This is a genomic window from Butyrivibrio sp. AD3002 (assembly GCF_000420905.1).
In the GTDB taxonomy this organism is placed as follows: domain Bacteria; phylum Bacillota; class Clostridia; order Lachnospirales; family Lachnospiraceae; genus Butyrivibrio.
In genome coordinates this window covers 106,962-122,275 of sequence record NZ_ATVV01000005.1, presented here as the reverse complement: position 1 = coordinate 122,275, position 15,314 = coordinate 106,962, and the positions used below count along the sequence as shown (strand labels likewise).

Annotated in this window: 9 protein-coding genes; all 9 read right to left on the bottom strand. The window is 44.3% G+C overall.

Annotated elements, in window-relative coordinates; translation table 11 throughout:
- Position 1 precedes the first annotated feature (1 nt).
- Positions 2-463: a DUF5011 domain-containing protein gene (locus G596_RS21115; protein ID WP_139176184.1), complete on the bottom strand. Its 462-nt coding sequence runs from the start codon at positions 461-463 to the stop codon at positions 2-4.
- 10 nt (positions 464-473) lie between these two features.
- On the bottom strand, positions 474-1,337 hold the full coding sequence (locus G596_RS0105660) for a polysaccharide biosynthesis tyrosine autokinase (RefSeq protein WP_022760873.1): 864 nt from the start codon (positions 1,335-1,337) through the stop codon (positions 474-476).
- A 91-nt stretch (positions 1,338-1,428) separates the two neighbouring features.
- Positions 1,429-2,154 (bottom strand): YveK family protein, encoded by a 726-nt coding sequence (locus G596_RS0105655; RefSeq protein ID WP_022760872.1) that lies wholly within the window; start codon positions 2,152-2,154, stop codon positions 1,429-1,431.
- 78 nt (positions 2,155-2,232) lie between these two features.
- Positions 2,233-2,958 carry a CpsB/CapC family capsule biosynthesis tyrosine phosphatase gene (locus tag G596_RS0105650; RefSeq protein ID WP_022760871.1) on the bottom strand — a complete coding sequence of 242 codons (726 nt, stop codon included), beginning with the start codon at positions 2,956-2,958 and terminating at the stop codon, positions 2,233-2,235.
- A gap of 184 nt (positions 2,959-3,142) precedes the next feature.
- Positions 3,143-7,402, bottom strand: a complete 4,260-nt coding sequence (locus G596_RS0105645; RefSeq protein WP_081646650.1) for an endo-1,4-beta-xylanase — start codon at positions 7,400-7,402, stop codon at positions 3,143-3,145.
- Positions 7,403-7,639: 237 nt separating this feature from the next.
- Complete coding sequence (locus tag G596_RS0105640) at positions 7,640-7,822, bottom strand: DUF4250 domain-containing protein (protein WP_022760869.1); 183 nt, start codon at positions 7,820-7,822, stop codon at positions 7,640-7,642.
- 164 nt (positions 7,823-7,986) lie between these two features.
- Entirely contained in the window at positions 7,987-10,575 is a 2,589-nt protein-coding gene (gene clpB, locus G596_RS0105635; protein WP_022760868.1) for an ATP-dependent chaperone ClpB, read from the bottom strand.
- A 147-nt stretch (positions 10,576-10,722) separates the two neighbouring features.
- Positions 10,723-12,369, bottom strand: a complete 1,647-nt coding sequence (locus tag G596_RS0105630) for an ABC transporter substrate-binding protein (protein ID WP_044928035.1) — start codon at positions 12,367-12,369, stop codon at positions 10,723-10,725.
- A 44-nt stretch (positions 12,370-12,413) separates the two neighbouring features.
- Positions 12,414-15,131 carry a hybrid sensor histidine kinase/response regulator gene (locus G596_RS23565; RefSeq protein ID WP_049944847.1) on the bottom strand — a complete coding sequence of 906 codons (2,718 nt, stop codon included), beginning with the start codon at positions 15,129-15,131 and terminating at the stop codon, positions 12,414-12,416.
- Between the last annotated feature and the right edge of the window lie 183 nt (positions 15,132-15,314).

The window sequence follows — 15,314 nt, the reverse complement described above, 5'->3', positions numbered from 1 at the left end:
ATTAATTACCTACGGTTTCTGATTCTCCCGTTCCAAATCCCTCTGTGTTAAATCCGTCTGTTACTACACCCTCCGGATAAGCGTTGTAGCTCTGGTCGCTTGAAAACAGCACATTGCCGTTACTTTTAATACTGTCGATATTTGCCGGAAAAACTCTGGACTGTTTAGTCACATTACCGGACTTATCACTCACAGCATAGTAAACAACAGCAGTTTCCTGCTCTTCGTTCAGAATTGTCTTCTCAACAACTATCCTGTCTGTGATGTCCCCGTCAATAGCATCATAAGCTACCACTCCGTTAAGAAGATCTGCTTCCTTCGTATTTTCATCGTAAGTGAGCTCATATGAGGAGAACCTCATCTCAGGCTGAATTCTATCAGTCATGTTGTAAAACCAGACTATGAAAACAGCCATCACTATACTTCCTATTGTGAAAAAGAATGCAAGTATATTACTTTTCACTTATAGTTCCTCAATCCTTTCTGACTACGCCTTCAATGTAATCAAGTTCATCAAGATTGCCCTTGGCCGCTGCACTTGAAGGTGCAGGTCTCTCTGACTTTACCTGCGGCTGCATGATTCTTCCCGGCTTTCCTCCGGTCATACTGCCATCACTGTATGAATCATTTTTTCCGTAATATTTCCCGTAATACTTGCCATAATATCTGCCGTAATATCTGCCATAATGACCGTAAACGCCGCCGGTCATATCAACCTTATTGAGCACTGCACCTATAACCTTGGCACCCGCTTTATCAAGCTGACTTTTTACCTTCTGAGCAAAGCGGTAGCTTATGGCATTATCCTCAATAACCATTATTGTGCCGTCACACTGCTTCGCGATAACGGCTGCATCAATAACACTTCCAAGAGGAGGAGTGTCGATTATTATATAGTCGAAAACATTCTTCATGTTATCGAGAATCTTGCTGAAAATCTGACCTCCAAGAAGCTCACTGGGATTGGGCGGAATAGGTCCAGAAAAAATAACATAAAGGTTCGGAGTATCGGTCTCGCATATAACATTGGAGAGCTTCTCGCGGCCCACAAGACAATGCGTAAGACCAAGTCTTACGGAGCCTGTCTTATAGCGGCCTACCATTACAGATTTTCTCATGTCCGCATCCACAAGAACCGTCTTCTTTCCTGCCTCCGCAAAGGCTCTCGCAAGTGCCATGGAGACGCTGGATTTGCCCTCACCGGGTGTACAGCTGGTCACCGAGACTGCGCGCACATCCTGCCCGCTGAACTCAACATTACTTCGAAGAGTTTTATAGGCTTCCTTTATCTGGTAATTATTTTCGGATTCGCTGAAATGTAATGTGGTTTGCTGCATGTTACCCCTCATCCGGCGCTGCGCGCCACCTTCTCCACAGGAGAAGGCATAAATAATTTTCTACATACCACCTTTTCCAGAAAGGTAGCTATTACGTCTTACTTGATTTTGATTTTCTCTTTTTCTTATTGTTCTGCTCATCGGATATCGCAGGTATCATGGCAAGGGTGCTGAGGCCCAGATATGCCTCTACGTCATCACTTGACTTTATCGTGTCGTCCATAAGGTAATTGAGAATGATAACTGCGGATACCACAACAACAGCCGCAACACCGCCGATCATAGTCCATCTCTTGACACTGGGGCTGTACTTTTCAGTCGGCATGTTTGCAAGCTCTGCTATGTTAATGGCATCGATATCCATAACGTTCTGAATGTGTTTTGAAGCAACCTCACGCACGCAGTTGGCTTCCTTCATCGCCATCATAGGATCGGAGTCCCTGACAGTGATTGCTACAATACGCGTATCATCAGGAGTGCTGATGGATACGAGATTGCTCAGCTCGTCGTAATCCATGTCGAGTCTGAGTGTCTGAATAACCTCTTCAAGCACATAGCGACTTTTTATCAGCTGTGCATAATCCTGCGTCAGCTGCGTGGATATCTGCACGTCCGAATAGGTTACGGTCGCGCCTTCTTCCTTGTTCAATATGTATATTTTTGTAGTTGAGGAATACAATGGAGTCAGTACGAATTTACTGACAAATAGACAAAGGAGCGCAAAGAACACTCCCGCACTCAGGATGAGCCATGCTCTTCCAAGTAAGACTGCGAACAATTCCCCCAGATTAATTTCAATTACATCATCTTTTCCCATACGCCCCTCATTCGTCCGGTCACAGAATCAAGTAAATAATCCTTCCCTAAAAATCGGTTAAAGGATCAAATTTGTTTGTCAGATAACTTCATTTCTTAGCACTTTCATGGCATTATCATGAAAAATCTTAAGCGCATAATCTTCGCCGAGCTTCCCCTCCACATAATCCCGACAATCCAGGAGGTGCGGCGCCCGCGAACCATTGTCATGTGCATCGGTTGCAACAAAATGAACCATCTGTTGTTTTAATAACTCTCTGGTAAAATGCCTTATTCCAAGGCCATATTTTCCCATTACGCTATTAGCATTAACCTGTATATATATTCCCATATCTAACAGTTCATCCACATACTTCACATGCTTAGCCATATCCGCATAGCGTTCAACATGCGCAAGAATCGGCATGTATCCTGCTGACTGAACTGCGTACAGGGCATTATGTATAGTCTTATACATATCTGTTGGATGAAACTCTATAAGTACATAATCCGACTGGGCAAGAGTTGATGCTCTTCCACTCTCGAGCTCTCTGAGCGTCTGATCACTGTAGTATATCTCATTTCCGGGAAAAAGCTGAACGTTGATACCTGCCTGATGTGCTCTCTCCATAAGCTCACCCGTATATATCGGAAGATGTTCCGGGCTTACATTGTGATGCATCGGCTTATGATGCGGAGTCAGTATCATGCCCTTAGTGCCCTCTGAATAAGCGGTTTTCAGCATTGCAAGACTGGTCTCCATATCAGGAGATCCATCATCCACACCGGGCAATATATGACAATGAATATCAATTGAAGGTACCACGAAAAATAGCTCCCCGACCTACTATAACTTGTACTTATACACTATATATTATACTTCATGTGGTTTTGTATCGCAATAAAATAAGATAAACAAAGGCCCCGGATGAGAGCGCTCTCATCCGGGGCAGAAAGGGATACTTAAATTAGCTTTAAATTACTAATTAATAGCAATATCAAGTTATTGGTTATTTAACCTTAATCTTGAAGGTCACTTCTGTTGTAGCTTCCTTGTGTGTATCGTCGCCGGCTGCCTTAACTGCAACCTTAACCTTATAAGTGCCCTTCTTAAGACCCTTCTTAACAGTTACCTTACCTGTCTCACTGTCGATCTTAATGTTCTTGTTACCACTTACCTTTGTATAGGTTACATCGCCCTTTGCCTTGCTGACTTTAACCAGTTTGGAAATCTTTATCTTCTGAGTCTTTTTGCTAACCTTAGAAGCCTTGATGGCTACTGTCTTACCCTTAACCTTAAGAGTATTCTCTTCCTTCTCCTTAACACTTTCTGCAGGAGTAGTAGCTGTAGCAGTCTTTGCTTCTTCCTTTGTTTCTACTGAAGATGCTTTCTCCTCTGCGGGCTTTGTCTTCTCTTCAGTCTTCTCCTCAGTTTTTTCCTCCGTCTGCTCGGAAGGTGTTTCTGCAGGTTCCTCTACAGCAGGCTCCTGTGTAGCGGGCTCTTCTGTAGCAGGCTCTTCTACAGGATCAACTGCCTCACCTGTAAGAACGATAGTTCCAAATACCTCTGTTGAAGACCAACCGTTACCTGTGTTATCTGCCCAGCTGAGTGTTCCGCTTCTCTTTCCTGATGCGTTAGCATCGTTGATCTGAAGTTCAAGACCAACCTGAGCACCTGTCTTAGGTGTGATGTCTGTCCACTTGAATGCTGCTTCGATCTGATAGCCACCCTCTGTAAGAACTGCCGCAGACTTTACATTATCCTCAATACACTTTGTGCCGTTGAAGCTGTGCTCGTTCAGATAGTTAATTCTGTACTGCTTGTCATCATCCTGATATGAACTTGTCTTTGCATTGTTCTCATCGATGAATACTTCAAGTGAATCCTGCTGGTACTCATCAGATGAATCCTTGTTTAAAACTGCGTCCTTAACATCTGCAAGAACATAGAGATACTTAGAATCCCAAAGGAGCTTAGCTGATGCCTCTACCTCTGAACCAAGGTTAATTGTAAGCGGAACTGCTTTAACATCATTCCATGCATCATCAACCTTACCGTCAACTACTACGCTGCCGCTTGCAACTGCAAGAAGAGGCTTAACTACTGTTACTGCGAAATACTTGGTATCGAGCTTATTCAGATCGCTGGGATTCGGAAGTTCATCAAGTGCCTTAACCAGAGTTGTATCACCAAATACAACTGCATTGCATTTATCTGATGCAACAAAATCCATCTTTACTTTATTTGTTTCAAGTGCTTCCTGATCAACCTCAAGATTTACTACTGCCTCATAACCTGTATCTGTTACTTTTGCCTCTTCTCTTGTAACATTTACAAATTTGAGTTCTCCTGTTCCGTCATCTGCCAGAACCATGAAGCCATCTGTTTCATTCACTGTTGAGTCGTTTACGGTTACCTTTACAGTAATCCCGTTCTCATCCCAAACAGGAATAAATGTAGCATCGAAATCGTCGCCTGTAACCTTGTAAGATTCTCCTACTGAGAAGTCATCATTTACTTTCTGCACAAGAGTAATGCTTCTGATCTCGGGCTCAAGCTCACCTGCTTCGGCAAGAGCATAGAACGCATTCTTTGCATGGTAGTTATCATCGAACAGAAGAGGATACTGTCTTGAGCTTCCGTTTGATCCGCCACCGTTGTTGTTTGCTGTCTGGAGCCATGAATGCTTATCTGTAATTCCCCAGATAGTCATACCTGTGAAGTTCACGCCTTCATTTCTAAGTCTTCTGATTGTGTCATAAACTGCTTTGTATCTCTCAGCGAGCTTCTCGTCCGTTGCACTTGCAGCTCCCTTGAAGTCAAGCTCGGTAACCTGAACCTGATCAACGAGTTCTGCATATCTTCTTGCAGCAATCTTGAACTGCTCCATTGTAGGAGAGTTAGCTGCAACCTGGTAATGAGCCTGCATGCCCATACCGTCGATTCTTGCGCCGGGTGTAGCCTTAACATTTTCGATAAGCTTGCAGATACCTTCCATCTTGTTAGTAACTGTCTCGTTGTAGTCGTTGTAGAAGAGGTCAACATCTGCAGGCATATATTTGTTTGCATATACGAATGCATTGTTGATGAACTCGGGTGACTCATATACTCTCCACCATGTTGAGTTCTCGCTTGCATTTCTGTATGTACCTGTTCCGTCACTGACTGCCTCATTAACAACATCCCAGCCATAGAACATTCCTGCATATTTGCTGCCCTCACCTGTGAAGTGCTCAGCAACTTCTCTGATGTATACCTCGAGACGCTTGTTCATAACCTCAGGTGTTACATAAGGCTTTGAAGTATCATAATCCTCACGGAAGAAGAAATCCGGTGTCTGTGAGTGCCATACAAGAACGTGGCCTCTGATCTTGATCGGCTTCTCGGGATGCTGTTCATTCCAGTCAACAAAGAAGTCGAGACGGCTCTCAGGTAATGAGAAATCAAGTACCGGGAATGCGATCTCCTCGCCATCAAGAACTTTTGTTGTGATCTCTGCATTTGCCTTAAGCATTGACTCAGGCTTAAGCTCATTACCAAGTGTTACGCCATTGAAATGCTTTGTTGCAAGCTCCATATCAAGAGGATCACGGAACTCATCATAACTTGCTGCTGTACCGATGATGAAATCATCACCCATAAGAGCTGTTACGGGATCGCGAAGATCCACGATATCCTGCTCAACTTCCTTCTTGGGACGAAGTGCTTCAGGTGTGTTATCAACTGTAAGTTCTATCTTTTTCACTGTAACATCAAACGGGAATGCCTCATCCTGGTTATTCATAGCCATGATAGCAATTCTGCATGCATCTCCTGTTGAAGAAGGACGATAAGTATATGTGCTCTGTCCACTCTGTCCGTAAATCTGAGTTACCTCAGTATCCTGCTCATCATATAACTTAAAGCAAAGAATATTTGTTGCTTCAGTGAAATAGAACTTTATTTCCTTGATATCATCTATTGCATAGGTCTTGCCAATGGACATCCAATATTCATTCCACTGTTCAGCGTATGAAAGAGTTTGTCCCTCAACATCCTCGCCTGTATTCTTATTGCTGAACTTAAGATCATCACCTTCGAAAACGATTGTCTCTTCGTATTCATTCTTCTCGGAAGATGATCCATCCTTTTTATTTACCTTGATGCTTGTGACGGTCACGCTGTAAGGATAGTTACCCTCAGCCATGGACATGATACCAACATATCTTACAGTACCATCAAAGTCAGGGGTATATGAATACTCGCTACTGCCGTTTGCGTTATAGTCCTGGAATTTCTCGCCGGCTTCTGACAGTTCGGAGTATAGCTTGATGCAAAGGTTGTCACCCTGATCCTTAACTTTAACCGAGATCTTATCTACCTGATCTGTAGGGATATCCTCTCCCAGATCATAAACGAACTCCTCATACTGAGCGTTGAATGTAAGTGTTCCCTGTGCTGAGATGCTCTGATCCCATCTGCCCATAAATACCGGAGCTTCAGTATTTTCCTCTGATCCTGCAGCATTCTTACGCTCAACAGATATGTCTGTAACTGTGACGCTCAAAGGATACACGTCGGCATTATCGTTACTCATAACAGCAACGTATCTTACTGCTCCGTCATAGTTTGGAGTAAAGGAATACTCATCCTTTCCGCTGCAGTTGTATTCATGGAAATCTTCTTCTTGCTGACTAAGTGAAGCATAAAACTTAATGCAAAGGTTTCCACCCTGATCTTTTACCTTTACAGAAATCTTCTCAATCTCATCTGTAGGAATCTCTTCTCCGAGATCATAAACATACTCCTGATATATCTCTGAGAATGTAAGTTTTCCTTTTACAACATCATTCGGATTCCATCTGCCTCTGAATTCAAGCCCTTCAGTTTCAGCTTCCTCCTCGGCAACTGCAGGTGCGGCCTCTTCGGCAGCTTCCTTAGTCTCCTCTGCTGTTCCAACAGTTTCGCTCTCATTAGCCTTGGTTTCTTCAGCCTTGGGTTCTTCAACCTTGGGTTCTTCCACTTTTTCCTCAGCTGCCTCTTCCTTCTTCTCTTCGGGAGCTTCAGCTTTGGTTTCTTCTTTGGTTTCTACCGCTTCCTCTTTTACTTCCTCTTTTGTTTCAGACTCAGCTTTCTCTGCTGTCTCCTGCTCAGATCCAGCAATCTCTTCCGTCTGTACTACTGCTTCTTCTGTAGCCGCATTAACCGGTAGCGTACTTACATTGACAGATGATACAGCGAGGACTGCTGCCATCAAAACAGATGACATACCCCAATACCTTTTGTGCATACCTTACACATCCTCCTTTAAAATTTTGTCGACGTTGTGCAATCCCCCTATATTACACAGCAAGTTGATTAATTATAAGGGGAAATATTGCCCAAACGCTTACCAGAAAGTGCGCTTGCCTTTATCACATTTTGTCAACAAATTCGCAATATATGAAAAGAGGATGCCAATATTTGACATCCTCTTACTCAATACGTAATAAACCTTGAATTCATGCGGTTTTTTATATATAAAATTTCAGGCAAACTTATTGGAATCCGGATTATAAACATATCCAATCCCATTAAGTTTTGCTACAATCCCATCCAGCTCATCTTTTCCTATATCAAGCCCTTCCGCAAGTGCGTCGAGACTGCTGTAATTGTCCCTGAGCTGGGTGTTTATGTAACTAAGTAGCATTATTGGATCTTTCGGTATCATGCGGCCCCCTCATCCGGCGCTTCGCGCCACCTGTCTTCGCTCCGCTTCGGTCCGCGCTAAACCGACGGTCTCCGTTCCACTCCGGTCGTTGCTAAGCACTCATCCCCCGGATGAGTAGCAACCCCGGACGTCGAGCGCCCCCTCGGAGAAGGCAATAATATTTATCAAACTTTTATTGCACGTGCGACAAGCGCATCACCTTCCACATCGATTTCAATTACATCGTGTGGCATAACCTTATCTTCAAGTATAAGCTTTGCGGAGAGAGTTTCAACATGCTTTTGCACAAATCTCTTAACGGGTCTTGCACCGTAATTTGCATCATAGGCATTGTCCGCAACAAACTGCTCAGCTGCAGGTGTAAGACGAATGCTAATCTCTCTGTCCGAAAGTCTCCTGTTAAGATCGTCAACGATCAGTTTAACGATTCCGCTGATATTGTCCTTGGTCAGCGGCTTAAACAGAATCATCTCATCAAGTCTGTTAAGGAACTCCGGTCTGAAGCGCGCATGCAGCTCGTTCATCGTAAGGTCCTCTGCTTCCTTGCTTATGCTGCCATCCTCCTGAATTCCGTCAAGAAGGTAGGGCGCACCGATATTGGAAGTCATGATGAGAATTGTATTCTTAAAGTCCACAGTCCTTCCCTGAGAATCAGTAACACGTCCATCATCAAGTATCTGCAGAAGTACATTGAATACATCGGGGTGCGCTTTTTCCACTTCATCAAAAAGTACAACCGCATAGGGCTTCCTGCGAACCGCCTCAGTGAGCTGACCGCCCTCCTCATATCCCACATATCCGGGAGGTGCTCCAATAAGTCTGGACACGCTGAACTTCTCCATGTACTCACTCATATCAATTCTTACGATATTGTTCTCATCGTCAAAAAGCGAAGCCGCAAGACTCTTAGCCAGTTCCGTCTTACCTACACCTGTGGGTCCAAGGAACATAAACGAGCCGATCGGTTTGCCGGGATCCTTAATACCAGCCTTTGAACGCATGATAGCTTCGGAAACCTTGGTCACAGCTTCATCCTGTCCGATGACTCTCTTATGAAGTTCATCCTCAAGGTGAAGAGTCTTATTTCTCTCACTCTCAGTCAGCTTGGCAACAGGAATACCTGTCCATCTTGAAATAATCCGGGCTATCTCTTCATCGGATACTCTCTCATGGACAAGAGACATGTCCTTCGATCCAACCTTCTGCTCTTCCTCTTCGAGCTGTTTCTTCAGTTCGGGAATTCTTCCGTACTGAAGTTCACTGGCCTTCTCAAAATCGCCCCTTCTCTGGGCAATCATCAGCTCGCTGTTCGCGCTCTCAATCTCTTCACGAATTACCGCAAGCCTGTCCACAGCTTCTTTTTCATTGGTCCACTGTGCCTTCTGTGTATCAAAACTGTCCTTTAATTCTGCCAGTTCTTTTTGAAGATTTTCGAGTCTCTCCTTACTTAAGGAATCATCCTCTTTTTTCAGAGCTGTCTCCTCAATCTGCATCTGCATGATCTTCCTGTTCATCTCATCAAGCTCTGCAGGCATAGAGTCCATCTCGGTCTTTATAAGTGCACAGGCCTCATCCACCAGATCGATTGCCTTATCGGGAAGGAATCTGTCGGATATGTATCTGTTACTGAGTGTCGCTGCACTAACGAGCGCCGAGTCCATGATCTTAACACCGTGATAAACCTCATATCGATCCTTCAGGCCTCTGAGGATGCTTATGGTATCTTCAACTGTAGGCTCCGAAACCATTACAGGCTGGAAACGTCTCTCAAGAGCAGCATCCTTCTCAATGTACTGTCTGTATTCATTAAGCGTTGTCGCACCGATACAGTGAAGTTCGCCTCTTGCAAGCATGGGCTTAAGCATATTGCCCGCATCAAGCGCGCCATCTGTTTTTCCCGCACCCACTATTGTATGAAGCTCATCTATGAAAAGAATTATCTCGCCGTCGGATTCCTTGACGTCCTGTAGAACTGCCTTAAGTCTCTCCTCGAACTCACCGCGGTACTTGGCGCCCGCAACAAGTGAACCCATATCAAGTGAAAAGATTTTCTTATCCTTCAGGTTCTCAGGCACGTCGCCCTCTGCAATTCTCTGCGCAAGCGCCTCAACCACCGCCGTCTTACCTACACCGGGCTCACCGATGAGAACAGGATTGTTCTTGGTCTTTCTGGACAAAATTCTTACGACATTTCTTATCTCGGCGTCTCTTCCGATAACGGGCTCAAGCTTCTGCGCCTTTGCCTTGGCCACAAGCTCTGTTCCGTATTTTTCAAGCGTATCGTAGGTGGCCTCAGGATTGTCGGAGGTCACCTTCTGATTGCCTCTCACCTCGGACAGTGCCTTAAGGAATCTGTTCCTGTCGATTCCGAATGCCTGGAATATATTGATAATCTCTTTGTTAGGATAGTGAAGCATCGCAAGGAATATGTGCTCAACTGACACATATTCATCGCCCATCGCCTTCATCTCATCCTCACTCTTAAGGAGTACCTTGTTAAGGCCGGCACCCACATACGGGCTTCCTCCCTGCACCTTGGTTCTCTTTTTCAGAGCTTCATCAACTCTTGCCAGGAACACCTTATTATCGATACCCATCTTCTCAATGAGTTTCGGAATAATACTGTCCTCTATGGTCAGCAGGCTGTATAAAAGATGCTCCTGCTCGATTTCCTGATTGCCGTAGTCAACCGCAACCTTCTCCATGTTCTGGACAGCCTCAATTGATTTTTGTGTAAATCTGTCTATCTTCATAACTATCACCTCTTTTACCGGTTAGTAGTTCTTCCTGACTGAAATTTTGTATTATATTCTGTTCTACAACTGTTATAACACGATTATTAGCACTCGTCAATAGAGAGTGCTAATAATTCTTTCCGGTTCATCGAAGTGATGTCATGGTCAATATATAGTCTTTAACTTTTTCGACATGTTTCTATAATTATTCTTCACTGAGCCATTCCAGGATGCCTTAATGCCATCCAGCTTTTCACTCTTCACATAGTATCGGATTCGTGAAAACAGCGGAATCCACGCAGCTTCATCCTGAATAATCGTCTTCTCCAAGTCTCTGTATTCCTTGATGCGCTCATCCTTATCCGTAATGGCACGGGCATCGGTAACCCGTTTCATGATGTCCTCACGCGGGTAGCAAAGGCTCCTGAAGGTTGTGTTCTCCTTATTTCCGAAAAATGTATAAATGAAATTATCGGGATCGTTAAAATCTGCTGTCCAGGTTGCCTCGTAGCAGGTAAGCTGTCCGCTCTTTCGAAGGGTCATCCATTCGGAGTCATCGATTACCTCCACAGTAGCTTTAACTCCTATCTTTTCCCACATGGATGCTACTGATTCCATCATAGACTTTTCCCAGTCGGCTACAGAAGATTTAACACTGATTGTCATTTCAAATCCGTCCCCATACCCCGCATCAGCAAGGAGCGCCGCCGCTTCATCAGGATCATAGGCAATCTCGGGAAGATCCTCATTGTAACCGCTAAGGCCATGAGGGAATATTCCCTGCTCAATCTCTCCCCTTCCATTCCTGCTGCTGTCCAGAAGTGCCTGTCTGTCCAGCGCCATCTGCAGTGCCTTACGTACAGCCACATTATTTAATGGTTCTATGGACTCATTAAGCGCGATATAGGTGATTCCTACCGGGTGCGCGCGGAACAAACGATCTTTATACGAACTATCATTCAGATATTTATCAGCATCGCTGCCAAGGCCATCCAGATCCAGGATATCCAGTTCACCCTTTTCAAATAATGCCTCAATATCTTCTGCCTCTGACAGGAATCTCAGATCCAGTCCTTCGCACTTAGGTACTCCGTTCCAGCAATTCTTATTTGCTTTGAGCAGCATACCTTCTCCCTTATTCCATTTCCATAGAACGAAGGAGCCGGTTCCGACTGTCCATTCGGGCTCCGTCCCAAAACGGTCCCCTGCCTCAACAGTTGTCGCTTCATCCATAATAGATGCACCGGGCATGGATAGGCATGGCAAAAATGCCGCAAAAGGTTCCTCTAAAGTAATGGAAAAATCAAGATCTCCCAAAATCTTAAAGCCTTCCAGCTGATCAGTCTCACCGGCTTCTAATTTAGCGGCACCTGCAATATTATCAATGATATCCTGATTGCAGGAATCAGGATGAGTCAGAAGACGGGTAAATGAATACAGCACATCCGAAGCCGTAAGCGGTGATCCGTTACTGAAGGTTACACCCTCGCGAAGGTGAAATGTGTAGGTCATACCGTCATCAGACACTTCCCAGTCCTTTGCCAGAGATGGCAGAACAACCGCGCTTCCATGGGCATTGTTTTCCATCTCTACCAGACGGTCGAATACATTCTGTGCAACTGTGTAGTGAATGGACGTGCACTGAAAATCCACTGTATCCGGCTCTTCTTCGATAGCAACTACAAACTCAGATACGTCCGGCTCGGCATTTTCCGCACTGTTTTTTCCTGACGTGCTCCCCGGTGCTGTCGCACATCCGGACAACAGAGAACCCATTAGAAAAAATGCTGTCAACAGGTATACCGGTTTCATAATTTTGTGTTTTGTCATTTTCCACACCTTTCTGCGAAAAATCACTACTTCGCCGCTTTTGCCACTATAGCCAACAAGTCCTCCCGGAACTCACGGTAAGACTTAAGAAAATCAGGTGTATCGCGTTTAATTGTTTCTATATCATTACTTTTTCCTGCCAGTTCAAGCGCTTTTGCCCTTGCAGAAAAATCTTTCATACCAATGGATAGAGAAGAGCTCTTTAATGCATGAACCTTGGTTGTATACAGTTCTATATCCCCATCGGCAAGGCTTTTCTCAATTACGCTAGCATTTCTCTCTGTCGCATTAGCAAAAAACTCAAGTGCGTCCATGTACATAGGTCCGCTTCCGCAATATTCAACGCCTTCCTTCGGATCAAGCCAGGAACATGCAAATGCCTCCTCCGGAATACCCTCGTAAGGATCCTCGGCCTCAGCCTCATCACCGGTCGCCTGGGAGATCAAATTTTCCGGCAGATATTTTAGAAGTACATCATCCATGTCTGCGATATTCACAGGCTTAGTCAGATAATCTGTAAAACCTGCTGCTATCATACGTTCCCGGTCTCCCTGAATTGCATTCGCAGTAAGCGAGATAATCGGGGTATTAGCTACCTTCTCCGGCTCCTTCTCCTTCAGGATGTTCAGAGTCTCCACTCCGTTCATATTCGGCATTCTGTAATCCAGGAATACCAGATCATAGGAATTAGCACTGAACAATTCAATGCATTCTGCTCCGCTGATCGCTGTAGTAATCTGTATCTGCGTCGGCTTAAGGAGTCCCTTGATTACTTCCAGATTCATTTGTGTATCATCCACGATCAGGATATGACTGTCCGGAGCAACAAATGAAAAGCTTTGAAGGCGCATATGATCTTTGATGGATACCGTTTTCTCATCAAGCTGTCCTATTTCAGCAGGATCCGAAATCTCCTGCTCAAGATTAAATGAGAACGTCGATCCCACATTATAGGTGCTTTTAACATCGATATCGGTTCCCATCATCACAAGAAGCTTTCTTGTAATGGCGAGCCCCAGACCGGTTCCTTCTATCGTCTTTGTCCTTTTTGTATCCAGCCTGTCAAACTTTTCAAAGAGCTTGTACATCTCCTCCTCTTTAATTCCAATACCGGTATCGATAACCGCAACATATATCGTTGCTTTCTTTTCATCTTTTTCCTTAAGAGATACCTTAAATGTCACAGAGCCTTTCTCTGTATACTTTATGGCATTGGTCAGCAGATTGGTGATTACCTGCTTGATACGAAGCGCATCACCGACAAGCTCTTTCGGAAGATGCGGATCTACATCCAGCCGCAGGCTCAGACCCTTATCACCGGCCCTTATCTGCAGCATAGAATATAAATCTCCGATAAGGTCTTTCAGAGAATAGGATGCTGGAACGAGTTCCATTTTGCCTGCTTCAATCTTGGAAAAATCGAGGATGTCGTTAATTATTCCCAGAAGATTGTTCCCTGCTATGCGAATGTTATCGCAATACCCGAGTATGGTCTCGTCATTGGTTTCTCTACTGATAATCTCATTCATTCCAAGAACAGTCGTAATAGGAGTCCTAATCTCATGACTCATATTGGACAGGAATGAAGACTTTGCCCGGCTTGCCTGCTCAGATTCAGCAAGTGCATGAATTTCAGTCTGAAGGTTCTTTGCCAGATTAGAAAAGGTCTTTGTAAGGATGCCGACCTCATCATCTCCGCTGTAATTAAGTTCAACGTCGTAATTTCCACTATTTATCTGTTCAGTGGCTTTTGTAAGATCATTGAGCGGTTTAGTAAGACGCAGTGCAAACCTGCGATTTATGTGACTTAGAACAATCAGCAGAAAAACGGAAGCAATCATTATCTGCACTACCATTTTCCTAAGTGTTCTGTTGATTTCAGATGTAGGTACCGTTACATGCAGTCGCATCCCGTTATCCAGCGGTAGCCATACGCCCATCTTTTCTTTTCCGTCGACTGTATAATGATAATGTCTTTCTGCTGTCAGAAGCTCCGGCGGAACATCCGGTATGCTCATATCCGTCAGTATGGTAGCATCAATATGCGGATGGTATATCAGATTACCTGCTTCATCTGCGATAAAGGCATACCCATTGTCATACAATGTAATATTTCTTACCTCTGAAGACATAAGTGAGTAGTCAATCTCAGCCCCTATAACGCCGATGAACTCGTTTTTCCAATAAACAGGAACATTGTAGGAAATGACTCGCGCCTCATCGATGTCGGTGATGTAGGGAGAAATCCACACCGGTTCTCCGGTAACCTTCGGAACAGTGAACCACGGAAGCTCACTGGTATCGTTGGTATCATAGAGAGTCATGTCAATCATCTCGTGTTCTCTAAATCCCTCTCCGTCAGGATTTGAATACCAGAACCCTTTGATCTTTTTCGATACTGCAGGGTCAATCCTGTAGTAATATGTTAAAACGCCATTTGTCTGATACATAACCTTCTCGAAGGCGGTGCGCATACGTTCAATATGATCCCCTAGCTGATCATCCGAAGTTCTCTCAAGATCCTCTTCAACAATATCTGCAATCTTGGTCACTGAATGCTCTGCACTGTCAAAATACGCATTCAGATTCTTCTGTCCGGCCTCACAGAGGTGCAACAGCATTTCATCCGCATCGCTGTTGCCCAGTTTATTGATTGTGCAAACAGCAATTGCGGCAACTATAATAACTGCAATGACAATGGTACACACCGTCAGCAGAGTAAATTTTGTTCGTATTGACTTCATGCCATTTTATCCTTTCCGGAATGCATCTATCGTCAAATAAAAACGTCAACAAGGTTAGAAAATCCCAATTCTCCAATAATAATTGTAACAATGAAGAATAAAATGAATATTAATGCACTATAAAAAAACAATTACAATAACATCAAAAAAACCTGCAAGACAAACAATTGTTGTCTTACAGGT

Bases quoted from the DNA above. Each gene is read 5' to 3' on its own strand.
- G596_RS0105640 (WP_022760869.1), bottom strand. From the start codon at position 7,822: ATGATACCGAAAGATCCAATAATGCTACTTAGTTACATAAACACCCAG.
- clpB (WP_022760868.1), bottom strand. From the start codon at position 10,575: ATGAAGATAGACAGATTTACACAAAAATCAATTGAGGCTGTCCAGAAC.
- G596_RS0105630 (WP_044928035.1), bottom strand. From the start codon at position 12,369: ATGAAACCGGTATACCTGTTGACAGCATTTTTTCTAATGGGTTCTCTG.
- G596_RS0105645 (WP_081646650.1), bottom strand. From the start codon at position 7,402: ATGCACAAAAGGTATTGGGGTATGTCATCTGTTTTGATGGCAGCAGTC.
- G596_RS0105655 (WP_022760872.1), bottom strand. From the start codon at position 2,154: ATGGGAAAAGATGATGTAATTGAAATTAATCTGGGGGAATTGTTCGCA.
- G596_RS23565 (WP_049944847.1), bottom strand. From the start codon at position 15,131: ATGAAGTCAATACGAACAAAATTTACTCTGCTGACGGTGTGTACCATT.
- G596_RS0105660 (WP_022760873.1), bottom strand. From the start codon at position 1,337: ATGCAGCAAACCACATTACATTTCAGCGAATCCGAAAATAATTACCAG.